We start from the raw sequence: 21,954 nt of genomic DNA on the forward strand, positions 1-21,954 counted from the left end.
AAGGCGGATCGCTCCGCGATGCACCCGTGCCGCGTCCGCCTCCGCCCGGAGGTCAGGGGCAGCCGCCGGACGACCGCTGTGGACAACTTCCGCCGCCCGCCGCGGCCCCGCGCTTCACTGGCTCGCATGCGCCAGGCCGTCGCCGAGATCACCGCCACCGTGCGGGCGAAGGTGCGTCGCGACGGCGTCGATCTCGCCGGCTCCGGCGATCTCGCCGAGCGCTACGTGCGCGACGCCGTGCGCTCCTACGCCGAGCGCTCGCTCGGCGGCAGCGTGCCGATGCTCGCCGACGAGCGCGAAGCCGAGCGCGACGTGCTGGCGGCCGTCCGCGGCTACGGACCGCTCCAGCCGTTCCTCGACGATCCCGAGGTCGAGGAGCTCTGGATCAACCAGGGCTCGCTCGTCTTCGCGGCTCGCGCCGGCGTGAGCGAGCAGCTGCCGCTGCGGCTCACCGAGACCGAGGTGCGCGACCTCGTCGAGCGCATGCTCTCGACCACCGGCCGCCGCGTCGACCTCTCGACGCCGTTCGTCGACGCCTCCCTGCCCGACGGGTCGCGCCTGCATGTCGCCTCCGGCGACGTCGCTCGCGGGGCGATGAGCATCAACATCCGCAAGTTCGCGCGCCGCCTCGCGTCGCTGTCGGCGCTCGTCGAGCGCGGGGCGCTCAGCCAGCAGGCCGCGCAGTTCCTGCGCCAGGCTGTCGTCGCCGGTTGCAACATCCTCGTCTCGGGCCCCACGCACGCGGGCAAGACCACCCTCCTGAACGCGCTGCTCGGCGCCGTCCGGCCGGGGGAGCGGGTGGTCACGGTCGAGGAGACGTTCGAGCTCGACCCGCCCGTCGACGACATCGTCGGCCTCCAGTGCCGGCAGCCGAGCCTCGAGGGCACGGGCGAGATCACGCTCCGCAGGCTCGTCAAGGAGTCGCTCCGGATGCGCCCGGACCGGCTGGTCGTCGGCGAGGTGCGCGAGGCCGAGGCGCTCGACCTGCTCATCGCCCTCAACTCGGGGGTGAGCGGCATGTGCTCCATCCACGCGAACTCCGCCCGCGACGCGCTCTCGAAGCTCACGACGCTGCCGCTGCTCGCGGGCCGCAACATCGACGCCGGCTTCGTGCTGCCGACGGTGGCGCAGTGCGTCGACCTCGTCGCGCACCTCGCGATCGACGCCCGCGGCAACCGCCAGGTCGTCGAGATCCTCGCGCCCACCGGCCACGTCCAGGGCACCGTCATCGAGGGCTCGACGCTCTTCGCGCTCCGCGGCGGCCTGCTCGAGCCGACCGGCTCGCATCCTGCGCGGCTCGAGAAGTTCGCCGCCGTCGGCGCCGACCCGACCGCGCTCCTCGCACGGGGCGCCGCATGAGGGGCGGCACGGCATGACCTGGCTGCTCGGCGCCGCGCTCGGCCTCGGCCTCGTGCTCGCGGCGAGCCCGTGGCTGTCGCCGCGCCGGGAGAGGCGGGCGGATCCGCGCCGCAGCCGGGTGGTCGACCGTCTCACGCAGGCGGGCCTCGACGGCATCCCGCCGCTCGCCGTCGGCGCTGCGTCGCTGCTGCTCGGCGTGCTCGCCGCCGGCGTCGCCCTCGCGCTCGCGCCGGTGGTCGCGATCGCCGCCGCCGCGTTCGCCGCTGGCGCCCTCGCGCCGCCGCTCGCGGTGCGCTGGCGGGCGCGTCGGCGCCGTCGCGCGCAGGCCGCGGTCTGGCCCGACGTGGTCGACCACCTGGTCTCTGCCGTGCGGTCGGGGCTCGCGCTGCCCGATGCCGTCGCGCAGCTGCAGGACGCCGGGCCCGAGCTCACGCGTTCGGCCTTCGCCGCGTACGCGGCCGACCACCGCGCGACCGGCTCGTTCGCATACGCGCTCGACCGCCTCAAGGACCGCCTCGCCGATCCCGTCGCGGACCGCATCCTGGAGACGCTGCGGATGGCCCGCGACGTCGGCGGCAGCGAGGTCACGACCGTGCTGCGCGATCTCGCCGCGTACCTCCGCGTCGACCTCGCGACCCGCAGCGAGCTCGAGGCGCGCCAGACGTGGGTCGTGAACGCCGCCCGGCTCGGCGTCGCGGCGCCGTGGGTGGTGCTCCTCATCCTGTCGACGCGGCCGGAGGCGGCGCAGGCGTACAACGCGCCCGGCGGCATCGCGCTCATCGCTGGCGGTGCCGTCGTCACCCTCATCGCGTACCGCGCGATGCTGCGGATCGGCGCGCTCCCGACCGAGGCGCGGTGGTTCGCGTGAGCGCCGAGCTGGGCTGGAGCCTCGTGCTCGGCGCGAGCCTGGGCATGGGCCTCTGGATGCTCGTGAGCCTGGTCCCGATCCTGCGCCGCCCGCTGCTGCTGCACCGGGTCGCGCCCTACGTGCTCGACGTCTCGGCCGGCGCCCGCGACCTCGTCGCCCGCCGCCGGGTCGACCCGGCGCGGGTGCTCGGCGTCGTCGCCTCGCCCGTCGGCGACCGGCTCGCGCCGCTCGTCCACGCCGTGCTCGGCGCGCCCGACACCATCCGCCGACGGCTGCGCCAGGCCGCGTCCGACGAGACGCCCGAGGAGGTGCGCGGCCGGCAGCTGCGATGGGGCGTGCTGGGCGCGGTCGTCGGCACGGCGCTCGGCGTCGTCGGCGCGGTCCAGGGCGGCCACGCCGCGCTGCCCGCCGCGCTCGGGCTCCTGGGCGCAGCGATCGGCGCCCTCGCGGTCGATCACCTGCTGCAGCGCGCCGCGAAGCGCCGCCTCTCGCGCATCTCGAGCGAGCTGCCGTCGATCCTCGAGTTCCTGTCGCTGAGCCTCGCGGCGGGCGAGGGCCTGCAGGATGCGCTGCGGCGCGTCGGCGGCGCGGGCTCCAGCGCCCTCGGGCGCGAGCTGGGCGGCGTCGTCGCCGACGCTGCTGCCGGCACGAGCCTGTCGAGCGCGCTCGCGTCGCTCGCGACCGAGCTCGACCACCCGGGCGTCGCCCGCAGCGTCGACCAGATGCGCGGCGCCCTCGAGCGGGGCACCCCGCTCGCCCAGACGCTGCAGGCGCAGGCCCTCGACGCCCGCGACGCCGCGAAGCGCGACCTGCTCGAAGCGGCAGGTCGCAAGGAGATCTCGATGCTCGTGCCGCTCGTCTTCGGCCTCCTGCCGACGACGGTGGCGTTCGCGCTGTGGCCGGGCATCCACGTGCTCCAGGTCGGATTCTGAAGGAGGAAGCCATGTCCACGATCAGCAGGAGGTTCCAGCGGCTCGTCGGCCGGATGGTCGACGAGGAGCGCGGCGACGTGCCCGGCTGGGTGCTCGTCACGCTCATGACCGCGGGGCTCGTCATCGTGCTCTGGACGGTCGCCGGGCCCGCGCTCACGGGCGTGTTCGAGCAGGCGATCGCGCGCGTCTCGAGCTTCTGATGCGGCTGGCCGACGAGCGCGGCTCGGCGGTCGCCGAGTTCGCGATGGTCGCGGCGCTGCTCGTGGCGCTCGTGCTCTCGGTCATCCAGCTCTCGCTCGCGATGCACGTGCGCGCGACGCTGGCCGACGCGGCCGCCGAGGGCGCTCGGCACGCGTCGCTCGTCGGCTCGGACGCGTCGGCGGGCGTCGAGCGCGCGCGCGTGCTCATCACCACGGCAGTCGGCCCCGACTTCGCGCACGACGTGACCGCGTCGACCGCGACGGTCGCCGGCATCGACAGCATCCGCATCCGCGTCGCCGCGCCGCTGCCCGTGCTCGGCTTCGTCGGGCCGACCGCGCTGGAGGTGAGCGGGCATGCGCCCATCGAATCCCTTGGCTGAGCGTGCCCGGGCGCGGCTGCGCGGCGCGCTCGCCGATGACGCCGGCAGCGCCTCGCTCGAGTTCCTCACCGTCGGCGTGCTGCTGCTCGTGCCGCTCGTCTACCTCGTGATCGCGCTCGGCCAGATCCAGCTGGCCATGCTCGGGGTCGAGGGGGCGAGCCGCCACGCGGCTCGGGTCGTCGCGGCGGCCGACTCCCACGACGCGGGGCTCGCCGCGGCCGACCGCGCGATCCGCGTGGCGCTCGCGGACGCGGGTGTCGACGCCGGTGCCGCGAACGTCGCGATCGAGTGCTCGCCGAGGCCGGACGCGTGCACGACGCCGCGCGGCACGGTGACGGTGCGGATCGAGGCCGCCGCCACGCTGCCGCTCGCGCCGCCGGTGCTGGGCCTCGACACGGGGCTCGCCGTGCCGGTGGAGGCGCAGGCGCTGCAGCCCGTCTCGGCGTTCGGGGCGCTCCCGTGACGCGGCTGCTGCAGCGCCTGCGTCGAGAGGAGGAGGGCTCGACCCTCGTGCTCACCATCGGCTTCGCGGGGCTCGCGATCGCGCTCATCGTCGCCGTCGCGGCGGCGACGAGCCTGCTCGTCGAGCGGCGGCGCCTCTTCACGGTCGCCGACGGCGCCGCGCTCGCGGCCGCCGAGGCCTTCGCGCTCGAGCAGGTGCGCTTCGACGGCGAGACGGCGAGCCCGGAGCTCGCCGACGGCGCCGTCGACGCGGCCGCGGTCGCGTGGGTGGGCGCGGCGGCGGGCGAGCTCGACGCCGTGCAGGTCGAGGGCGCGAGCGCCGACGCCCGGAGCGCCACGGTGACCGTCTCGTCGGCATGGCGGCCGCCGGTCGTCTCGCTCCTCCTGCCCGAGGGGCTCCGGATCGACGTCACCGCGAGCGCGCGGGCCGTCTTCGTCGACTGAGGCCGATCCACGCGCCTACGAGGTCGTCACCCGGTAGTCGTCGTAGCGCAGGCGCGTCGTCGCGACCGTCGACGACGCCGACACCGACGACTTGATCGTCACCGTGCCCGCCGCCTGCAGCGCCGCCGTCGCATCCGTCGCCTGCAGCTGCCAGGTGCTCGGCTCCGGACCGCTCGCACGCCAGATCATGGCGCCCAGCGACGTCGGCGAGGTGCCGCGCACGCTGAGCCGCACCATGATCGCCTCGCCGGGCGCGTAGGCGCCCGGCAGCACGTAGCTGCCGCCGCCGAGCGCCACCTCGTCGCGCAGCAGGTAGAGCCGGATGACGCCGTTCGGCTCGAAGCGCAGCCGCGCCGAGTAGGTCGACGTGCCCACGAGCCGTCCCACGACCGTGGCGCTCGCCGTGCCGCCGACGGAGGCGACGTCGGAGGAGACGCGCACCGTCGTCACCGTGCTCGTGCCGGACGCGCCGAGCCGCGCCTCGCGCGTGTGGCTCGGCGCGAGCGTCACGATGCCCTGGCCGCCGGCCACCGAGTACGCGGCCGAGCCGCCGGTCGCGCTCCACGCGCCGCCCGCGTCGGCGGTGCCCCAGCCGCCCGAGACCGCGCGGCCGAAGGTGTCGGCCGCGACGACGGCGACGGCGGACACCGTCACCTGCCGCGTCGCGACAGCGGTCGCGCCGTCGTCGTCGGTCACCGTGAGCGTGATCGTGCGGGTGCCGTCGCTCGGGTAGGTCCAGGTCGCGGTCGAGCCGGTCGCGGTGCCGCCGTCGCCGAACGACCAGGCGTACGAGGCGATCGTGCCGTCGGCGTCGGACGATCCCGCGCCCGACACCGTCACCGTCCGGCCGCTGATGCTCGGCGCGCCGATGACGGCCGTCGGCGCCTGGTTGGGCGGCGCCGTCGCGGTCACCGAGCGGGTGGTCGTCGCCCTCGCGCCGTCGTCGTCGGTCACGGTGAGCGTGACGACGTACGTGCCGGGCGTCGCGTAGGTGCGCGAGGCGGTGCGGCCCGAGGCGGTGCTGCCGTCGCCGAGCTGCCACGCGTAGGCGACGATCGAGCCGTCCGGGTCGGAGGAGCCGGAGGCGTCGACGGTCGCGGTCATCCCCGAACCGCCGGTCGTGAAGGAGGCCGTCGGCGCCTGGTTGGGCACGGGCGCCGTCACCGTCACCTGTCGTGTCGCGGTCGCGGTCGCGCCGTCGTCGTCGGTGACGACCAGGGTGATCGTGCGCGTGCCGTCGGTGGCGTACTCGTGGGTCGCGGTGGCGCCCGTCGCTGTGGCGCCGTCGCCGAAGTCCCATGCGTACGACGTGACGGTGCCGTCGGCGTCGGTCGAGCCGGCACCGGAGACCGACACGGAGCGGCCGTCGACCTGCGGTGCGCCGATCGTCGCGGTGGGCGGCTGGTTCGGCGGCGCCGTCGCCGTCACCGTGCGCGTCGTCGTCGCGGTCGCGCCGTCGTCGTCGGCGACGGTGAGCCGCACGATGTAGTCGCCGGGCGAGGCGTAGTCGTGGGCGGCCGTGCGGCCGGACGCGGTGCTGCCGTCGCCGAACGACCACGCGTACGAGGCGATCGTGCCGTCGGCGTCGGTCGAGGCGGCGGCATCGGTCGTCACGCGCAGCGCGCTGACGTCGGTCGTGAACGACGCGGTCGGCGGCTGGTTGGCGGGCGGCGCCGCGGAGGAGACGACGCGGAGGTCGTCGTACAGCAGCCGCTGCACCGCGACCGTCGAGGAGGCGCTCAGCGACGACTTCAGCGTGACCATGCCCGCCTGCTGGAGCCCGGCGGTCGAGTCGGTCGCCGTGAGCTGCCATCCGGGCGGCTCGCCGCCCGCGGTCGGCCAGACCTTGGCGGCGAGCTGCGTGGGCGAGGTGCCGGTCACCGAGAAGCGGGCCGTGAAGGCCTGGCCGGGGCTCCAGGTGCCCAGGTGCATCCCGAGGGCCGCCTCGTTGCGCAGCAGGTACATGCGCAGCACCCCGCCGGGCTCGAAGCGCACGCGCGCCGCGTAGCTCTGCGTGCCGACGAGGCGGCCGTTGATGCTCGCGCTCGCGGTGCCGCCGGCGGAGGCGACGTCGCTCGAGACCTGCACCTCGACGACGGCGTCCGAGGTGGAGAGCGACTGCAGCCGCGCCTCCCGCGTGTGCGACGGCGCGAGCGCCACGACGCCCCGGCCCCCGCCCACCGAGAACGCCGCGCTGCCGCCCGTCACGGTCCAGGGCCCTCCGGTGTCGGCGCTGCCCCATGCGCCCGAGAGGGTGCGCGAGAACGCGTCGGCGGCCAGCGCGGTCTGCTGCGGGGCCGGCGTGCGCAGGGTCCAGGTCGCGGAGGTCGTGCGCGTGGTGCCGTCGTCGACGACCGCGCGCCACTCGTAGTCGGTCTCGTGCTGCAGGCCGGTCCAGGTGGCGCTCGCGGTCGCGCCGGCGGCGACGGTGCGGGTCGCGATCGCGGTGAAGGGCGCCGGCTGCGGCTCGGAGAGCTCGAAGGGCAGCGTGAAGGCGGAGCTGGCGTCGGTCTCGAAGCGATCGAGCGTGGGGGAGTAGGTGGTCGCCCGCATCGTGTCGGTCGCCGGGTCGAACGTGTAGTAGCGCAGCCACCCGTCGCCGCCGTTGGGCCTGCTCTGGTAGTTCGAGAGGATCTGCTGCACCGGCTGGCCGCAGGCGTTGAGGTCGGTGCGCCGCGCCTCGCCGTTCTCGCCATTGCGCTCGTGGCCCGCGACGACGAGCCGGATCTGGCAGTGCGTGCGCACGAAGTCCTGCCACAGCGCCGCGGGCGACGTGCCGCCGGGGCGCTGCGGCGTGGTGAGCCTCGTGCCGTCGACGGTGATGAACGAGTGGGTCGCCATGATCACCGTGCGGTCAGGGTGCGCCGCGAGCACCCGGTCGGCCCAGTCGAGCGCGTAGCGCGGCGCCTCCCACTCGAGGTTGAGCACGAGGAAGTGCCGCCCGCCCGCGCTGAACAGCGCGTAGCTGTCGCCGTTGCCGCGGTCGATCGGGTCGGGCCCGAACTGGCTCTGGCCGAGGTGGCCCCCGTAGCGGGTCGTGGCGGTGTTCCAGGATGCGCCCGCGTAGCGCGATGCCGGGAACCAGGCGTTGTAGGGCCCGAGGTCGCCGGTGGCGTTGTCGAAGTCGTGGTTGCCGGGCAGCACGGTGTTCGGCACGCCGGCGTCGTCGAGGATGCGGAACGCGGTCGAGACGTTGTTCCACTGGCGGGGGATGAACCAGTCGCCCACGAGGTCGCCGACCTGCACGACGAAGGCGGTGTCGAGCGTGCTGCGCGTGTCGCGGATCCAGCGCAGCTGCGCCTCGAGCCGAGCCTGCTCGCCGTCGCTGTAGTTCTGGGTGTCGGGCACCACGACGAGGCTGAAGGGCTCCTCGCCCGTGCCGCCGGGCACGGTGGCGCCGCGCGGCCTGCCCTCGAACGTGACGTCGACCGAGCCGCCGTCCGGGTCTCCCGCCACGACGGAGAGGGTGGGGGAGGCGGTCGTCGTCGTGCCGCCGTCGGCGGGCGCCACGAGGGTCGCGGCGTCGGGCGGCGAGGCCCAGGCGGGCGTCGCGACGGCGCCCGCGAGGAGGGCACCGAGCGCGGCCGCGGCAGCCATGCGGACACGTCGGGATCGAGCGCGCCGTCGCCCGTGCTGCTCGGTCTCCAGGATCGCCGTCGATCGCATCGGACACCTCCTCGTGGTGCGCCTGCGCGCATGATGACATTGCGTAACGATGTCCGCAATCCGTCCTGCACGGATGCTGAGGCGTGGCGAGGGGCAACGCTCGGCGGTGCCGCATCATGGGATGCATGACGACGCCCATCCGCTCGGGCAGCGCGGCCGCCGACCGGCAGGAGCCGCGCGCCATGCGCACCCGCGAGAAGGTGCTCGGCGCCGTGCGCGCCGCGCTCACCGAGGTGCCGCTCGACGAGCTGACCGTCGCGGAGATCTGCCGCCGCGCCGGCATCCACCGCGTCACCTTCTACGGCCACTGGAGCGACGTGCGCGCCGCCGCCGACGACGCCTTCGCCGAGGAGCTCGACCGCCTCGCGGCCGTCGACGAGGCGGTCGTGGACGCCGCGACCGACCCGGTCGCGCTCGCGGCCCGCTACGAGCAGCAGCTCGCCGAGCAGCTGCGCGGCATCCACGAGCAGCGCGCCGCATGGAGCGCGCTGCTCGAGTCGCCGTCGTTCGCGCGCCGCGTGCTCGAGCGGCTCGAGGCGCGCGTGCAGCTCGCCGTGGACGCGTTCGTCGCGCTGGGCGTCGCCGTGCCCGGCGCCGCGAGCGGCATCGCCGCCGCGCACCTCGCGGGCGGCGTCGTGGCCGCGAGCGCCCGCTGGGCGCGCGGCGACGACGAGGACGTCGAGGCGGCCGCGGCCGCGATCGTCGCGCAGGTGCCCGCCTGGTGGCCGGGCGCGCATCCGCCGCACGGCTGACAGCGGTCCAGCGTCTCGGCCCGGGGGCCCAGCCCTGCGGAGTACCCTCGCGCCCATGGCCGAGCAGACCCCGCAGGACTCCGACCCGACCTCGATCGACTACGACGCGGTGGCGGCGAGCCTGCCCACCGACCAGCCCGAGCGCGCGGCCGACGGCCTGCGGCAGCTCATGGAGCACCCGGGCTTCCGCGCCCTCGTCGAGCAGATACAGCAGGGCGAGCTCACCGATGACGAGCTGCGCGAGGAGGCCACCTCGTTCGCGCACGACCTCGCCGCCCGGCAGGAGCTCCGACGGGACGAGTGATGGCCGACGACGACTTCCGCGCGGAGCTCGAGCACCTCTTCGCGGAGTACGGCGACGCGCTCGGCGCGATGGACGCGCCGGCGACCGCGGCGCTCTGGGCGATGCCCGGCCTGATGGTCACCGACGACGTCGTCGGCGCCGTCGAGAGCCGCGAGCGGCTCGCCGAGGGGCTGGCGGGCGCCTACCCGCAGTACCGGGAGCAGGGCCTCGCCGCCGCTCGCGCGACGATCCTCGAGCACCGGGTGCTCTCGCCCCGGCTCGTGCGGGCGCTCGTGCACTGGGACCTCCTCGACGCGTCGGGCGAGCGGGTCGACCAGGCCGACTTCGAGTACCTGCTGCGCCGGGATCCGGACGAGGACGCCTGGCGGATCCACGTGGCGGCGCTCGCGGTGGGCGAGCTGGAGAACCCGCTGTAGCGGCGGCTACTCCACCTTCCGCGGCAGGTACCGCACGAGCAGCACCGCGCCCGCGACGCACAGCGCCGTCAGCGAACCCGCTGCCAGCGCGATCGACGCGACCGACACGAGCAACGAGATGAGCAGCGGCGCCGCCGCGCCGCCCAGGTCGACCGTGAGGCGCCAGGCGCCGAGGAACGGCGCCGGGTTCTGCCGGTCGGCGAGGTCGGCGCCGAGCGTCATGACGATGCCGGATCCGAAGCCGTTGCCGATCGAGAGCGTCATCGCCGCCGCGACGAACCAGATGACCGCCGCGTCCAGGTCGTGCGAGACCGCGAGCATCGTGAAGGCGACGCCCATGAGCGTCAGCGCCGGCACGATCGACCACAGCCTGCCGAAGCGGTCCATGATCCAGCCCGAGAGGAAGAAGAGGGCGAAGTCGACGCCGCCGGCGATGCCGATGACGATGCCGGTCGTGACGCCGTCGAGTCCGATCGAGACCGCCCACAGCGGCAGCAGCACCTGTCGGGCCGAGCGCGCGAGCGCGAGCACCGCGGCGCCGACGCCGACGGTGCCGAGCACCTTCGCGTTCTGCCGGATGACGGCCCACACGTGCTGCCGCTCCTGCACCACCTCGATCGTGCCGGTGGTGGCGGGCGTGCGCTCGAACGCCGAGGCGGGATCCGGCAGCACGACGAGCACGAGGATGGCGACGATCGTGCCGATCGCGCACACGACCCACACCGAGTGCACGGGCAGTCCGAGGCCCAGCACCGCGGAGCCGACGAGCGGCCCGACGAACATGCCGAGGCGGAAGATGCCGCCGAGCGTCGACAGCGCCCGCGCCCGGTAGCGGATGGGCACGAAGGTCGTCATGAAGGCGTGCCTGGCGAGCCCGAACACCGCGTGGCCCAGGCCCAGGATGAACACCGCGAGCCCGAGCATCCACACGTCTCGGGCGAAGAACGCGATGACGAGGGCGACGAGCACGAGCGCGCCGGCGGCGATCATCGTGGGCCGCTCGCCGAAGCGCGCCACCACCGAGCCGCCCGGCACGTCGCCCGCGAGCTGGCCGACCGTGAGCATCGCCGCGACCACGGCCGCGACGGCGAGCGAGGCGCCGAGATCGCCTGCGATGAGCGGGATGTAGGGGATGACCGCCCCCTCGCCGATCGCGAAGGCGGCGGTCGGCACGAAGGCGGCGCCGGCGACCTTCCGCCACGGGAAGCGCTCCGACTGGTCGACTCCGCTCACTCCTGGAGCCTACGACCGCCGCCCGCGCCGCCTGACCGCGAGGCGGACGGGGCTCGACCGGCCGCGGCCTCGCTAGGCTGGAGCATCATGGCCGATCTCGACATCGCCGGCGACATCGCCGAGCTCCGCTCCACCTTCGCCGACATCGCAGCCGTGGCCGACGTGCCCCAGCTGCAGGCCGACATCGCGGCGCTGTCCGAGCAGGCCGGCGCCCCGGACCTCTGGGACGACGTCGAGGCCGCTCAGAAGGTCACGAGCGCCCTCAGCCACAAGCAGGCCGCCCTCAAGCGCATCACCGAGACCGAGGCGCGCATCGACGACCTCGAGGTGCTCGTCGAGATGGCGAACGAGGAGGGCGACGCGTCGGTGCAGGACGAGGCCCGCAAGGAGCTCGCGAGCATCCAGAAGGTCGTCGCCGACATGGAGATCCAGACGCTCCTCGACGGCGAGTTCGACTCCATGCCCGCGGTCGTCACCATCCGCGCGGGCGCCGGCGGTGTCGACGCGAGCGACTTCGCCGAGATGCTGCTGCGCATGTACCTGCGGTACGCCGAGCAGCACGGCTACCCCGTGACGGTGCACGAGACCTCGTACGCGGAGGAGGCGGGCATCAAGTCGGCGTCGTTCGAGGTCGACTCGCCCTATGCCTTCGGCAACCTCTCGGTCGAGGCCGGCACGCACCGCCTCGTGCGCATGAGCCCCTTCGGCGCGGCCGGCAAGCGCCAGACCTCGTTCGCGGCGGTCGAGGTCGTGCCGCTGTTCGAGGAGGCGGTCGAGGTCGAGGTGCCCGAGACCGACATCCGCGTCGACGTCTTCCGCTCGTCGGGCCCCGGCGGCCAGAGCGTCAACACGACCGACTCGGCGGTGCGCATCACGCACATCCCGACCGGCATCGTCGTCTCGATGCAGAACGAGAAGAGCCAGATCCAGAACCGCGCCGCCGCCATGCGCGTGCTGCAGAGCCGCCTCATGCTGCGCCAGCGCGAGGAGGAGGCCGCCCGCAAGAAGGAGCTGGCCGGCAACATCGCCGCGAGCTGGGGCGACCAGATGCGCTCGTACGTGCTCGCGCCGTACCAGATGGTCAAGGACCTCCGCACGCTCCACGAGGTGAACAACCCGAGCGCCGTCTTCGACGGCGACCTCGACGGCTTCATCTCGGCCGGCATCCGCTGGCGCAAGCAGCAGCAGGCCGAGCAGGACTAGCCGAGCAGGACGACCAGGGGAGCGCGGGGCACGATGCAGACGGGCGCCGACTACCTCGCGAGCCTCGACGACGGCCGCGTCGTCGTGCTCGACGGCCAGCCGGTCGCCGACGTCGCCGCGCACCCCGCGTTCGCGGGCGCCACGACGACCATCGCGTCGCTCTACGACAGCCTCCACGGCCCCGACGCCGAGGCGCTGCTCGCCGAGGGCCCGGACTGCGCTCCGACGCACGCCTTCTGGGCGATCCCGCGCTCGCGCGACGACCTCCGCGCGCAGCGCGAGGCGATCCGCGCCTGGCAGCGCACGACCCACGGATGGATGGGCCGCACGCCCGAGATGCTGGCGAGCGTCGTCACGTCGATGGCCGCCCACGCATCGTTCTACGGCGACCAGGCGGATGCGGTGCGGGGCGTGCACGCGCGCGACGCGGCCGCCGTCACGCACTACGCGCAGGCGCTCGTCAACCCGCCCGTCGACCGCGAGCTGCCGCCCGACGAGGTCGGCGACGTCTTCCTGCACGTCGTGCGCGAGACCGACGAGGGGCTCGTGCTGCGCGGCGCGAAGGCCGTCGTCACGGGCGCCGCGACGGCGCAGCGCCTCCTCGTCTCGCACTTCGGCGGCGAGGTGCGGACGGACGCGTTCGCGATCGCCGCCTCCGTCCCGGTCGGCGCGCCGGGCGTGCGCCTCTACGTGCGCGGCATGCCGACGGGCGCCGACCAGCCGCTCGCGACGCGCTTCGCCGAGCACGACGCGCTCGTCGTGCTCGACGACGTGCTCGTGCCGTGGCACGACGTCCTCATCCGCGACGCGGCGACGATGCTCGGCCACAACCGCGGCGCCGTCGGCTGGAACGCGCGGCTCGCCTTCCAGTCGGCCACCCGGCTCGAGGCGAAGCTCGAGCACATCGCGGGCCTCGCGGAGCGGGCGGTCGAGATCCTGGGCACGAGCGGCATCCGCGGCGTGCAGGCCGCGCTCGGCGAGGTCGTCGCCTTCCGGCACGTCGTCGCCGGCATGCGCGACGCGATGATCGAGCAGGCCGCGCCCGTCGGCGACGACCATCCCGACGGCCGCGCATGGGGACCGGGCGTCGAGCCCGCGATGGCGTTCTCGGCGTACGCGCCCGACGCCTACAGCCGCATGCGCATCCTGCTGCAGACGACGCTCGCCTCCGGCCTCGCGCACCTGCCGCTGCCCGTCGACGCGCTCGCCGCGCATCCGGACGTCGCGCCGCTGCTGCGCGGCTCCGGCGGCGCCGACGCCGCGACGCGCCTCGAGGTGCTCGGCACGCTGCACGACGCGATCGTCAGCGGCTTCGGCGCCCGCCACGAGCTCTACGAGCGCAGCCACTGGGGGCAGCCGGAGCGCACCCACGTCGGCATCCTCGGCCTCGCGCAGGCGCAGGGACGGCTCGACGGCTGGCGCGGGCGATAGCCCGACCCGCCGCGCCGGTGCGCGGTGCGCGAGTGCCCGCGCCCATACCCTCGTCAGGTCATGATCCGGTTCGACGAGGTCTCGAAGACCTACTCCCGCAAGGCGCGCCCCGCGCTCGAGAGCATCTCGCTCGAGATCCTCAAGGGCGAGTTCGTGTTCCTGGTCGGCGCCTCCGGCTCCGGCAAGAGCACGCTCATCCGCATGGTGCTCCGCGAGGAGCGCCCCACGAGCGGCGAGGTGCACGTGCTCGGCCAGCGCCTCCAGGCGCTGCCCAGCCGCCGCGTGCCCTTCTTCCGCCGCAACCTCGGCGTCGTGTTCCAGGACTTCCGCCTGCTGCACAACAAGACCGTCTACGAGAACGTCGCCTTCACCCTGCAGGTGATCGGCAAGAGCCGCGGCTTCATCTCGGAGGCCGTGCCCGACGTGCTGAAGATCGTCGGCCTCGCAGGCAAGGCCAGCCGCCTGCCGCACGAGCTCTCCGGCGGCGAGCAGCAGCGCGTCGCGATCGCGCGCGCCGTCGTCAACCGGCCGCCGATCCTCCTCGCCGACGAGCCCACCGGCAACCTCGACCCGTCGACCAGCGCCGGCATCATGGCGCTGCTCGCGCGCATCAACGAGGGCGGCACGACCGTCGTCATGGCCACGCACGAGGCCTCCATCGTCGACTCGATGCAGAAGCGCGTCGTCGAGCTCGACGCCGGACGCATCATGCGCGACGAGGCCTCCGGCTCGTACCGGCGGCAGCTCGCCGCGTACGACGACGAGGACCAGGACGCCGACGAAGGCGCGGAGGTGCGCGCATGAGGCTCCAGCTCATCGGCCAGGAGGTCTGGAACGGCCTCCGCCGCAACCTGTCGGTCGTCGTCTCGGTCGTGCTCGTCACGTTCATCTCGCTGTCCTTCGTGGGCGCGGCGATCCTGCTGCAGCTGCAGATCAACCAGATGAAGGGCTTCTGGTACGACCGCGCGCAGGTGGGCATCTACTTCTGCGGGCCCGTCGACGCGACGGAGACCTGCACGCAGACCGCCGCGACCGAGGAGCAGGTCCAGGCGGTGCAGGACGTGCTCGCCTCCGGGGCGATCGCCCCGTACGTGGGCGACGTCGTGTTCGAGGACCGCGAGCAGGCGTACGCGAACTTCATGGAGCAGTTCGGCGGCACGGCGAGCGCAGAGTTCGCGAGCCCCGAGACGATGAACGAGGCGCTCCGCGTGCAGCCCGCCTCGCCCGCCGACGCCGAGCTCATCCGGGAGGCGACGAGCGCGCTGCCGGGGGTGCTCGAGGTGCGCGACCAGCAGGCGCTCCTCGATCCGATCTTCCAGGTGCTCAACACCGCGTCGCTCGCGGCGATCGGCGTGGCCGTGCTCATGCTCGTCGCGGCCGTGCTGCTCATCTCCACGACCATCCGGCTCTCCGCGTTCTCGCGGAAGCGCGAGCTCGGCATCATGCGGCTCGTGGGCGCCTCGAACCGGTTCATCCAGACGCCGTTCATCATCGAGGGCGTCGTCGCGGCGCTGCTCGGGGCGGTGCTGGCGGCGGGCTCGGTGATCGCGATCGTGCACTTCTTCCTCCAGGGCTACGTGGCGCCGATGCTGCAGACGATCGCGATCGTGACGATCGACGACGCGCTGCTCGTCGCGCCCGTGCTCGTGGGCATCGGCGTGCTGTTCGCGGGCGTCGCGGCGGCCGTCGCGATCCGGCGCTACCTGCGGATCTAGGCGCCCGCCTGGCCGCACGGCGCTCCTGCCGCTAGGCTGGAGGGCTGCCCGCGGCGTGCGGGCGACGAAGGGGAGGGCACCATGCCGCGCGAGACCGGCCAGAAGGTCGTGGCGCAGAACCGCAAGGCGCGCCACGACTACACGATCGAGGATCGGATCGAGGCGGGCCTCGTGCTCACGGGCACCGAGGTGAAGTCGCTGCGCGCGGGCCGCGCGTCCCTCGTCGACGGCTACGCCTTCGTCGACCGCGGCGAGGCCTGGCTGGATGCGGTGCACATCCCCGAGTACGGCCAGGGCACCTGGACGAACCACCCGCCGCGCCGCAAGCGCAAGCTGCTGCTCCACCGCAGCGAGATCGACAAGCTGCAGGCGAAGGTGTCGCAGGGCGGCTACACGCTCGTGCCGCTCTCGCTCTACTTCCAGGACGGGCGCGCCAAGGTCGAGCTCGCCGTCGCGAAGGGCAAGAAGGACTACGACAAGCGGCACGCGCTGCGCGAGCGCCAGGACAAGCGCGAGGCGGAGCGCGCCATGCGCACCCGCAACCGCATGGGGGAGTAGGCGGGCCGACGTCCGGTGCCGGCCTCCTGGTCGTTCGACATCCCAGGATCGAGCGGGTTGGATGGGGGCGCCGGCAGGTTCACCCAGGCGAAGCCGGCGGAAGGCATCCATGCGAGTCGGCATCCTCACGTCCGGAGGCGATTGCCCCGGGCTCAACGCGGTCATCAGGGCCGCAGTCCTCACGGGCATGAAGCACCACGGCCTCGAGTTCGTCGGCATCCGCGACGGCTACCGAGGCCTCGTGGACGGCGACGTGCGCGTGCTCAACCGCTCCGCGGTGCGCGGCATCTCGCGCATCGGCGGCACGATCCTCGGCACGAGCCGCACGAACCCCTACGAGGGCTCGGGCGGCGGCGCCGCGAACGTCGCGAAGACGCTCGAGCGCCTCGGCATCGACGCCGTCATGGCGATCGGCGGCGAGGGCACGCTGGCGGCGGCCAAGCGCCTCGCCGACGACGGCATCCCCATCGTGGGCGTGCCGAAGACCATCGACAACGACCTCGACGCCACCGACTACACGTTCGGCTTCGACACCGCCGTGCAGATCGCGACCGAGGCGGGCGATCGGCTCCGCACGACCGGCGATTCGCACATGCGCTGCATGGTCCTCGAGGTCATGGGCCGCCACGTGGGCTGGATCGCCCTCCACACCGGCATCGCCACCGGCGCGCACGTCACGCTCATCCCCGAGCAGCCGCGCTCGATCGAGTGGATCGCCGACTACGTGCAGCAGGTCTACGACCGCCGCCGCGCGCCGCTCGTCGTGGTCTCCGAGGGCTTCAAGCTCGAGGGCATGGACGAGGAGTACTCCCGCAAGGGCCTCGACGCGTTCAACCGCCCGCGCCTCGGCGGCATCGGCGAGGTCATCGCGCCGATGATCGAGGAGCGCACGGGCATCGAGTCGCGCTCGACCGTGCTCGGCCACATCCAGCGCGGCGGCGCCCCGAGCGGTGCGGACCGCGTGCTCGCGACCCGCTTCGGGCTCGCGGCGACGGATGCGGTGGTCGACCGGGCGTGGGGCACGATGGTGTCGCTGCGCGGCACCGACATCGTGCGCGTCAGCCTCGACGACGCGCTCGGCGAGCTCAAGCGCGTGCCCGAGCACCGCTACCGCGAGGCCGAGGCGCTCTTCGGCTGATCCGCCTCCGCGCCGACGGGTCGAGGGCTCGTCACGCGCGCCGTGCGCCGCGGCTGCGGCTGCGGCGCACGAGCGCCGCGGCCGCGAGCCCGACCGCGGCGACGACGACCGCGACGACGAGCCTCGGCACGACCACCGCCGGCTGCAGCAGCGCCTCCTGGAGCACGTCGATCGCGAGGTCGACGAGCGCGGCGGGGTCGCGAGCGTAGGCACGCGTGCCCGCGGCCGCCTGCGCGGCCGTGACCGCGGCCGGCAGCGCCCACAGCAGCGCGAGCGAGAGGATCGCGCCCACGACCCGTCCGGCGGTCCGCACGCCCGCCCACGCGATCGCCGCGCCGACGAGCACCGACGGGATCCACGGCACGACCGCGAGCACCCACGTGGACAGCTGCTGGTCGGCGAGCGCGGGCTGGGGGAGCAGCAGGCTGCTGAGCCACGGCGCGAGCGCGACGGCGGCCGCAGCGAACCCCAGGAGCGCTCCGCCGCGCGCCGCGCCGGCGACGAGGCCGAGCACGAGCGCGCCGCCGACGATCGAGAGCACTGCGACGCCCAGGAGGGCCGCGAGGTACAGCGAGGCGAGGAGGCCCGTGGGGAGCCCCGCGTCGACGACGAGCGAGGTCTGCACGACGGCGGCCGTCTGCACCGAGATCGCGCCGGTGCCGAGGGCCGCGACCGCGCCGCGCGAGAGGCGCGGCCGGAGCGCGCGGCCGACGACGCCGGCGATCGCGGCGCCGACCGTGACCAGCGCCCAGATCGTCACGATCGCGTACTGGCTGAACGGCAGCAGCACGAACGGCATGCCCTCCGGCCCCGGCTCCGTCTCCCACAGGTTCTGCAGGGGGAGCGCGCCGCCCGTGAGCAGCCAGGGCACCAGGCCGAGCGCGGCCGCGGCAGCCCCGAGCAGCAGCGCCGCCCACCACGGCGCGCGGCGGACCGGGCGGCGGTGGGAGCGGCCGTCCGTGAGGGCGGCGGTCGACGCGGTCTCGGTGCTCATGCGGGCCTCTCCGATCCGCGCGGTGCTGCTCGATGCGCTGTCGCCTCGCCGTCGAGGTCGCGGACCGTCGTCAGCCTAGGCGCGGTCGACCCCGCGGGCGGCCCACCTGTGCGCGAGCCTTGCACGACGCTCAGCCGCCGCGATACGATGACGGGCTGGCCCAGCCAGCTCGAGCCGGAGATCCGGCCCCCACAACTCCACAGCGTGCGACTCGCACCACTCCACGGGGATGATCGGTTTCGACAGCGCCTCAGTCGGAGCGGGAAGCGGGTAGAGGATCCAGGGTCATCTCTCGAACGCCCCCTGGGAACACATAGGTGCCAACGCTAAGCGCACCGACTTCGCCCTCGCTGCCTAAGCGAGCCTGAAGTCCGTCAGACCGGGTCTGCCCTCGCCCCGGACCCTGGCGTCATCAAGAGGGCTTGCTGCGATGCTGCGTCTCAGGGCATCGCGGGACTTTCTCTGAGACTGGGCTCGTCGACCTAGATGCTCAGGGCAAAGGTCGGAGCCGAGCAGAACGCCCTTCCTGAGCTGCACCCGGAGAAGCCGCACGGTCCGAGCGTTGGACGGGGGTTCGATTCCCCCCATCTCCACCACCGGTCGCGAGTCGCACGCTGTGAGAGCCCCGCCCACGCCCCCACTACGCTGGGCGTCATCGGGCGCTGCGATGCGGCAGCGCCCTCCCGACGCTGCGAGGAGGCTCTGCGTGAGCGACTACAAGGTCATCGACCCGTACACCGGCGAGCAGGTCAAGGAGTACCCGACCGCCACCGACGACGAGGTCCGCGCGGCCGTGGAGCGCGCGCACGAGGCGTTCGCGTCGTGGTCCACGACGCCGATCGCGGAGCGGGCGGCGGTGCTGTCGAGAGCGGCGGCGATCTTCGCGGAGCGCTCGCGCGAGCTGGCGGAGATCATCCGCACCGAGATGGGCAAGCCGCTCGGGCAGGGGATCTTCGAGGCGGAGTTCTCGGGCGAGATCATCCAGTACTACGCGGACAACGCGGAGGCCTTCCTGGCCGACGAGGTGCTCGAGAACCGCGGCGGCGTGGACGCGCGGGTGCGGAAGTCCGCGCAGGGCGCGATCCTCGGCATCATGCCGTGGAACTTCCCGTACTACCAGGTCGCGCGGTTCGCGTTCCCCAACCTCATGCTCGGCAACACGGTGGTGCTCAAGCACGCGCCGCAGTGCCCGTGGTCGGCGACGACGATCGCCGAGATCCTCACCGAGGCGGGGCTGCCGGCGGGCGCGTACGAGAACGTCTTCGCGACCAACGAGCAGATCAGCGACATCGTCATCCCGCACCCGGCGATCCGGGGCGTCTCGCTCACGGGCTCCGAGCGCGCCGGCGCCGCGGTCGCGGAGGTCGCCGGACGGAACCTCAAGAAGGTGGTGCTGGAGCTCGGCGGCTCCGACCCGTTCATCGTGATCTCCACCGACGACCTCGACGCGGTCGTCGAGAACGCCATCGAGACGCGGATGGAGAACTCGGGCCAGTCGTGCAACGCGTCGAAGCGGTTCATCGTGCTGGACGAGCTCTACGACGACTTCACGGCGAAGCTCGCCGAGGCGATCGAGGGCACCGCGATCGGCGCCGCCGACGACGAGGAGGCCATCGTGGGCCCGCTGTCGTCGCAGGCCGCGGCCGACCGCCTGCGCGAGCAGGTGTCGTCGGCGATCGCCGAGGGCGCGCAGGTGCTCGCCGGCGATGTGGCCGGCAGCGGCGACGCGCGCGTGCAGCCCGCGCTGCTCGGGGGCGTCACGGGCGAGATGCACGCGTACCGCGAGGAGCTGTTCGGTCCGGTCGGCACTGTCTACCGCGCGAAGGACGTGGACGACGCGATCCGCCTCGCCAATGACACCCCGTTCGGCCTCGGCTCGCGCCTGTGGTGCAGCGACCCCGAGCAGGCCCGCGCGATCGCCGACCGCATCGACGCCGGCATGGTCGCCATCAACGGCGCCGGCGCCGAGGACTACGACATGCCCTTCGGCGGCACCAAGCGCTCCGGCTTCGGCCGCGAGCTCGGGCCGCACGGCATGGAGGAGTTCATGAACCGCAAGCTCGTCGTCATGCCCTGACGCGCGAGCGACGCAGGAGGCCCGGACCGAGCGGTCCGGGCCTCCTCTCGTCTGCAGGCTCAGTCGAGCAGTCCCCGCATCCGCTTCGCGATGATGCCGCCGACCTTCGCCGGCGCGAGCCGCGCAAGCCGGTCGAGCGCCCGCGCGTCCTTGCCGATCACGACGCGCGGAGCCCCGGAGGCGACGGCGTCGACGATCTGCGCGGCCGCGTCCTGCGGGGTCGTCATGGAGGCTGCGGAGGCGGACGTGTCGGCGCTGCGGCGCATGGTCACGCCCGAGTTGCCGGTGATGTTCGTGCCGACGCCGCCGGGGAAGACGACCGTCACCGCGACCGGCGTGCCCTCGAGCTCGGCGTGCATGCCCTCGGTGAGCAGCTTCACCGCGGCCTTCGACGCGCCGTACGCCGACTGCCCCGGGACGGGGGCGAGGGCGCCCATGCTCGAGACGTTGACGATCGCGGCCTCCGATCGCGCGCGCAGCAGCGGCAGGAACGCCATCGTGGTGTGGACCACGCCCCAGAAGTTCACCTGCATGACGCGCTCGATCTGCTCGTAGGGCAGGTCGCCGATGCGCTGGAAGGGCTGGATGATGCCGGCCACGTTGAGGAGGCCGTCCACCTGCCCGTGGGCGGCCGCGACCGCGTCCGGGAGCGCCTCGACCGCGGCGCGGTCGCCGACGGAGGCCACGTGCGTCGAGAGGCGGTCGCCGAGCCCGGCGAGCCGCTCGGTCTCGGCGAGCCCCTCGGCCGAGAGGTCGACGGCGGCGACGCGCGCCCCGCGGGAGAGGAGCGCGAGCACGACCTCCCGCCCGATGCCGTTGCCGCCGCCGGTGACGACGAAGGTGCGCTGCGCGATCTGCATGGAGAGCCTCCCGGTTCCGCTCGGTGCCGGCGCGGAAGCGTCAACTAAGTTGACGACGCCGTCGCGAGCGATGCTACGCGATCGCCGCCTGCAGCACAGCCCCGTAGCGGCGCACGAGCGCGGCGCGGTCGGCGGCGAGCGCCTCGTCGCCCACGGCCCACAGCGCGTAGAGCATCCCGCCCGCGGCCGCCGCGGCGAGGCGCGCCCGCAGGTCGGCGCCCGCGGCGTCGCCCTCGCGCTCGAGCCGCTCGCGCAGCGGCGCGACGAACTGCTCCTCGTGCGCGCGCCGCAGGTGCGAGCCGATGCCCTCGGCGTCGCTCGCGCGCAGCAGCGCCAGGAACACCCCGCGGGTGTCGCCGCGCTGGTCGAGCAGGGCCTCGACGCAGCGCTCCCCGAAGGCGGCGAGCGGCCCGTCGAGCGTCGCCCGCCACGCCTCGGCGAGCCCGCCAGGGCGCATCGCCTCGAGGAAGAGCGCCTCCTTCGAGCCGAAGCGGCGGATGACGACCGCGGGATCGACGTGGGCCTCGGCGGCGATGTCGCGCACGGTCGTGCCCGCGTACCCGCGCTCGACGAACAGGCGCGCCGCCGCCTCGGCGATCGCGCCGGGATCGGCGGCGGGGCGGGGCACGGGCGGGTGCGCGCCGGCGCTACGCGACCGTGCCGACCATCGGCCGGCCGGCCTGGGCCCACGAGAGGGTGCCCCCGGCGACGTTGACCGCGTCGAGGCCCTGCTGCTCGAGGTACGCGACGACCTGCGCCGAGCGGGCACCGGAGCGGCAGATGACGGCGGCGCCGTCGGGCACCTCCGACAGCCGCGCCACGACCTCCGACATCGGGATGTGGATCGCGTCGACCGCGTGCCCCGCATCCCACTCCTGCTGCTCGCGCACATCGACGAGCGGACGGTCGGCGACCTCGGCGGGGGTGATCTCGCGCATGGATCGAGGCTAGCGCGACGCGCG

General features: G+C 74.1%; 23 protein-coding genes and 1 other RNA gene. 18 read left to right on the forward strand and 6 right to left on the reverse strand.

Annotated features, from left to right (window positions below; translation table 11 throughout):
- Nucleotides 1–126 precede the first annotated feature (126 nt).
- From IEW90_RS05570 to IEW90_RS05600, 7 genes are read left to right on the forward strand one after another with little or no spacing between them, the layout of a single operon-like run.
- Nucleotides 127–1,359: a TadA family conjugal transfer-associated ATPase gene (locus IEW90_RS05570; protein ID WP_188716879.1), complete on the forward strand. Its 1,233-nt coding sequence runs from the start codon at nt 127–129 to the stop codon at nt 1,357–1,359.
- A gap of 13 nt (nt 1,360–1,372) precedes the next feature.
- The gene (locus tag IEW90_RS05575) at nt 1,373–2,227 is read left to right on the forward strand and encodes a type II secretion system F family protein (protein WP_188716881.1); all 855 of its coding nucleotides are present in this window, start codon (nt 1,373–1,375) and stop codon (nt 2,225–2,227) included.
- The gene (locus tag IEW90_RS05580) at nt 2,224–3,159 is read left to right on the forward strand and encodes a type II secretion system F family protein (RefSeq protein ID WP_229679497.1); all 936 of its coding nucleotides are present in this window, start codon (nt 2,224–2,226) and stop codon (nt 3,157–3,159) included. Before IEW90_RS05575 ends, IEW90_RS05580 begins: the two co-directional genes overlap by 4 nt.
- Nucleotides 3,160–3,170: 11 nt before the next feature.
- Nucleotides 3,171–3,359, forward strand: a complete 189-nt coding sequence (locus tag IEW90_RS05585; protein WP_188716883.1) for a hypothetical protein — start codon at nt 3,171–3,173, stop codon at nt 3,357–3,359.
- Nucleotides 3,359–3,739, forward strand: a complete 381-nt coding sequence (locus IEW90_RS05590; protein WP_229679498.1) for a TadE/TadG family type IV pilus assembly protein — start codon at nt 3,359–3,361, stop codon at nt 3,737–3,739. The genes IEW90_RS05585 and IEW90_RS05590 overlap by 1 nt, the downstream gene beginning before the upstream one ends.
- Nucleotides 3,732–4,202 (forward strand): TadE family protein, encoded by a 471-nt coding sequence (locus tag IEW90_RS05595; protein WP_229679499.1) that lies wholly within the window; start codon nt 3,732–3,734, stop codon nt 4,200–4,202. Before IEW90_RS05590 ends, IEW90_RS05595 begins: the two co-directional genes overlap by 8 nt.
- Nucleotides 4,199–4,645: a pilus assembly protein TadG-related protein gene (locus tag IEW90_RS05600; protein ID WP_188716887.1), complete on the forward strand. Its 447-nt coding sequence runs from the start codon at nt 4,199–4,201 to the stop codon at nt 4,643–4,645. The genes IEW90_RS05595 and IEW90_RS05600 overlap by 4 nt, the downstream gene beginning before the upstream one ends.
- Nucleotides 4,646–4,660: 15 nt before the next feature.
- On the opposite strand, the gene IEW90_RS05605 is transcribed toward IEW90_RS05600, so the two are convergent.
- Complete coding sequence (locus tag IEW90_RS05605) at nt 4,661–8,242, reverse strand: PKD domain-containing protein (protein ID WP_188716889.1); 3,582 nt, start codon at nt 8,240–8,242, stop codon at nt 4,661–4,663.
- Between the two features lie 194 nt (nt 8,243–8,436).
- On the opposite strand from IEW90_RS05605, the gene IEW90_RS05610 reads away from it, so the two are divergent.
- Genes IEW90_RS05610 through IEW90_RS05620 form a run of 3 tightly spaced genes read left to right on the forward strand, consistent with a single transcriptional unit; the run spans nt 8,437 to nt 9,783 of the window.
- Entirely contained in the window at nt 8,437–9,063 is a 627-nt protein-coding gene (locus IEW90_RS05610) for a TetR/AcrR family transcriptional regulator (RefSeq protein ID WP_188716891.1), read from the forward strand.
- 55 nt (nt 9,064–9,118) lie between these two features.
- Complete coding sequence (locus IEW90_RS05615; RefSeq protein ID WP_188716893.1) at nt 9,119–9,367, forward strand: hypothetical protein; 249 nt, start codon at nt 9,119–9,121, stop codon at nt 9,365–9,367.
- Nucleotides 9,367–9,783, forward strand: coding sequence for a DUF6841 family protein (locus tag IEW90_RS05620; protein WP_188716895.1), 417 nt, complete (start codon nt 9,367–9,369; stop codon nt 9,781–9,783). Before IEW90_RS05615 ends, IEW90_RS05620 begins: the two co-directional genes overlap by 1 nt.
- A 6-nt stretch (nt 9,784–9,789) precedes the next feature.
- On the opposite strand, the gene IEW90_RS05625 is transcribed toward IEW90_RS05620, so the two are convergent.
- Complete coding sequence (locus IEW90_RS05625) at nt 9,790–11,016, reverse strand: MFS transporter (RefSeq protein WP_188716898.1); 1,227 nt, start codon at nt 11,014–11,016, stop codon at nt 9,790–9,792.
- A gap of 87 nt (nt 11,017–11,103) precedes the next feature.
- Here IEW90_RS05625 and prfB point away from each other — a divergent pair, with 87 nt between their 5' ends.
- The 6 genes from prfB to IEW90_RS05655 all read left to right on the forward strand — a co-directional run bounded on the left by prfB (nt 11,104) and on the right by IEW90_RS05655 (nt 17,061).
- Entirely contained in the window at nt 11,104–12,219 is a 1,116-nt protein-coding gene (prfB, locus tag IEW90_RS05630) for a peptide chain release factor 2 (RefSeq protein ID WP_188716900.1), read from the forward strand.
- A 33-nt stretch (nt 12,220–12,252) separates the two neighbouring features.
- Entirely contained in the window at nt 12,253–13,650 is a 1,398-nt protein-coding gene (locus IEW90_RS05635; RefSeq protein ID WP_188716902.1) for a 4-hydroxyphenylacetate 3-hydroxylase N-terminal domain-containing protein, read from the forward strand.
- A 60-nt stretch (nt 13,651–13,710) separates the two neighbouring features.
- Nucleotides 13,711–14,454, forward strand: a complete 744-nt coding sequence (ftsE, locus tag IEW90_RS05640) for a cell division ATP-binding protein FtsE (RefSeq protein ID WP_188716904.1) — start codon at nt 13,711–13,713, stop codon at nt 14,452–14,454.
- Complete coding sequence (ftsX, locus tag IEW90_RS05645) at nt 14,451–15,365, forward strand: permease-like cell division protein FtsX (protein ID WP_188716906.1); 915 nt, start codon at nt 14,451–14,453, stop codon at nt 15,363–15,365. The genes ftsE and ftsX overlap by 4 nt, the downstream gene beginning before the upstream one ends.
- 81 nt (nt 15,366–15,446) lie before the next feature.
- On the forward strand, nt 15,447–15,923 hold the full coding sequence (gene smpB / locus IEW90_RS05650; RefSeq protein WP_188716908.1) for an SsrA-binding protein SmpB: 477 nt from the start codon (nt 15,447–15,449) through the stop codon (nt 15,921–15,923).
- Between the two features lie 109 nt (nt 15,924–16,032).
- Complete coding sequence (locus tag IEW90_RS05655) at nt 16,033–17,061, forward strand: ATP-dependent 6-phosphofructokinase (RefSeq protein WP_188716910.1); 1,029 nt, start codon at nt 16,033–16,035, stop codon at nt 17,059–17,061.
- 31 nt (nt 17,062–17,092) lie between these two features.
- Here IEW90_RS05655 and IEW90_RS05660 read toward each other — a convergent pair whose 3' ends face one another.
- A complete protein-coding gene (locus tag IEW90_RS05660) occupies nt 17,093–18,055 on the reverse strand; it encodes a hypothetical protein (RefSeq protein ID WP_188716912.1) in 963 nt (320 codons plus the stop codon).
- Nucleotides 18,056–18,280: 225 nt separating this feature from the next.
- Between IEW90_RS05660 and ssrA the strand changes: the two genes are divergently transcribed.
- Nucleotides 18,281–18,651, forward strand: a transfer-messenger RNA (tmRNA) gene (ssrA, locus tag IEW90_RS05665).
- A gap of 110 nt (nt 18,652–18,761) precedes the next feature.
- Nucleotides 18,762–20,132, forward strand: a complete 1,371-nt coding sequence (locus tag IEW90_RS05670; RefSeq protein ID WP_188716914.1) for an aldehyde dehydrogenase family protein — start codon at nt 18,762–18,764, stop codon at nt 20,130–20,132.
- A gap of 59 nt (nt 20,133–20,191) precedes the next feature.
- On the opposite strand, the gene IEW90_RS05675 is transcribed toward IEW90_RS05670, so the two are convergent.
- From IEW90_RS05675 to IEW90_RS05685, 3 genes are all read right to left on the reverse strand, one after another.
- Nucleotides 20,192–20,992 carry an SDR family NAD(P)-dependent oxidoreductase gene (locus IEW90_RS05675; protein ID WP_188716916.1) on the reverse strand — a complete coding sequence of 267 codons (801 nt, stop codon included), beginning with the start codon at nt 20,990–20,992 and terminating at the stop codon, nt 20,192–20,194.
- A gap of 73 nt (nt 20,993–21,065) precedes the next feature.
- On the reverse strand, nt 21,066–21,620 hold the full coding sequence (locus IEW90_RS05680) for a TetR/AcrR family transcriptional regulator (RefSeq protein WP_188716918.1): 555 nt from the start codon (nt 21,618–21,620) through the stop codon (nt 21,066–21,068).
- Nucleotides 21,621–21,639: 19 nt separating this feature from the next.
- Nucleotides 21,640–21,930, reverse strand: coding sequence for a rhodanese-like domain-containing protein (locus IEW90_RS05685; RefSeq protein ID WP_188716920.1), 291 nt, complete (start codon nt 21,928–21,930; stop codon nt 21,640–21,642).
- Between the last annotated feature and the right edge of the window lie 24 nt (nt 21,931–21,954).

Origin of the sequence: Agrococcus terreus (genome assembly GCF_014645235.1) — a bacterium.
Classification (GTDB): domain Bacteria; phylum Actinomycetota; class Actinomycetes; order Actinomycetales; family Microbacteriaceae; genus Agrococcus; species Agrococcus terreus.

Coding starts and splice junctions, on each gene's coding strand:
- prfB (WP_188716900.1), top strand. CDS start 11,104: ATGGCCGATCTCGACATCGCCGGCGACATCGCCGAGCTCCGCTCCACC.
- IEW90_RS05605 (WP_188716889.1), bottom strand. CDS start 8,242: ATGGCTGCCGCGGCCGCGCTCGGTGCCCTCCTCGCGGGCGCCGTCGCG.
- IEW90_RS05615 (WP_188716893.1), top strand. CDS start 9,119: ATGGCCGAGCAGACCCCGCAGGACTCCGACCCGACCTCGATCGACTAC.
- ftsX (WP_188716906.1), top strand. CDS start 14,451: ATGAGGCTCCAGCTCATCGGCCAGGAGGTCTGGAACGGCCTCCGCCGC.
- IEW90_RS05655 (WP_188716910.1), top strand. CDS start 16,033: ATGCGAGTCGGCATCCTCACGTCCGGAGGCGATTGCCCCGGGCTCAAC.
- IEW90_RS05570 (WP_188716879.1), top strand. CDS start 127: ATGCGCCAGGCCGTCGCCGAGATCACCGCCACCGTGCGGGCGAAGGTG.
- IEW90_RS05620 (WP_188716895.1), top strand. CDS start 9,367: ATGGCCGACGACGACTTCCGCGCGGAGCTCGAGCACCTCTTCGCGGAG.
- IEW90_RS05590 (WP_229679498.1), top strand. CDS start 3,359: ATGCGGCTGGCCGACGAGCGCGGCTCGGCGGTCGCCGAGTTCGCGATG.
- IEW90_RS05635 (WP_188716902.1), top strand. CDS start 12,253: ATGCAGACGGGCGCCGACTACCTCGCGAGCCTCGACGACGGCCGCGTC.
- IEW90_RS05575 (WP_188716881.1), top strand. CDS start 1,373: ATGACCTGGCTGCTCGGCGCCGCGCTCGGCCTCGGCCTCGTGCTCGCG.
- ftsE (WP_188716904.1), top strand. CDS start 13,711: ATGATCCGGTTCGACGAGGTCTCGAAGACCTACTCCCGCAAGGCGCGC.
- IEW90_RS05610 (WP_188716891.1), top strand. CDS start 8,437: ATGACGACGCCCATCCGCTCGGGCAGCGCGGCCGCCGACCGGCAGGAG.
- IEW90_RS05585 (WP_188716883.1), top strand. CDS start 3,171: ATGTCCACGATCAGCAGGAGGTTCCAGCGGCTCGTCGGCCGGATGGTC.
- smpB (WP_188716908.1), top strand. CDS start 15,447: ATGCCGCGCGAGACCGGCCAGAAGGTCGTGGCGCAGAACCGCAAGGCG.
- IEW90_RS05675 (WP_188716916.1), bottom strand. CDS start 20,992: ATGCAGATCGCGCAGCGCACCTTCGTCGTCACCGGCGGCGGCAACGGC.
- IEW90_RS05660 (WP_188716912.1), bottom strand. CDS start 18,055: ATGAGCACCGAGACCGCGTCGACCGCCGCCCTCACGGACGGCCGCTCC.
- IEW90_RS05685 (WP_188716920.1), bottom strand. CDS start 21,930: ATGCGCGAGATCACCCCCGCCGAGGTCGCCGACCGTCCGCTCGTCGAT.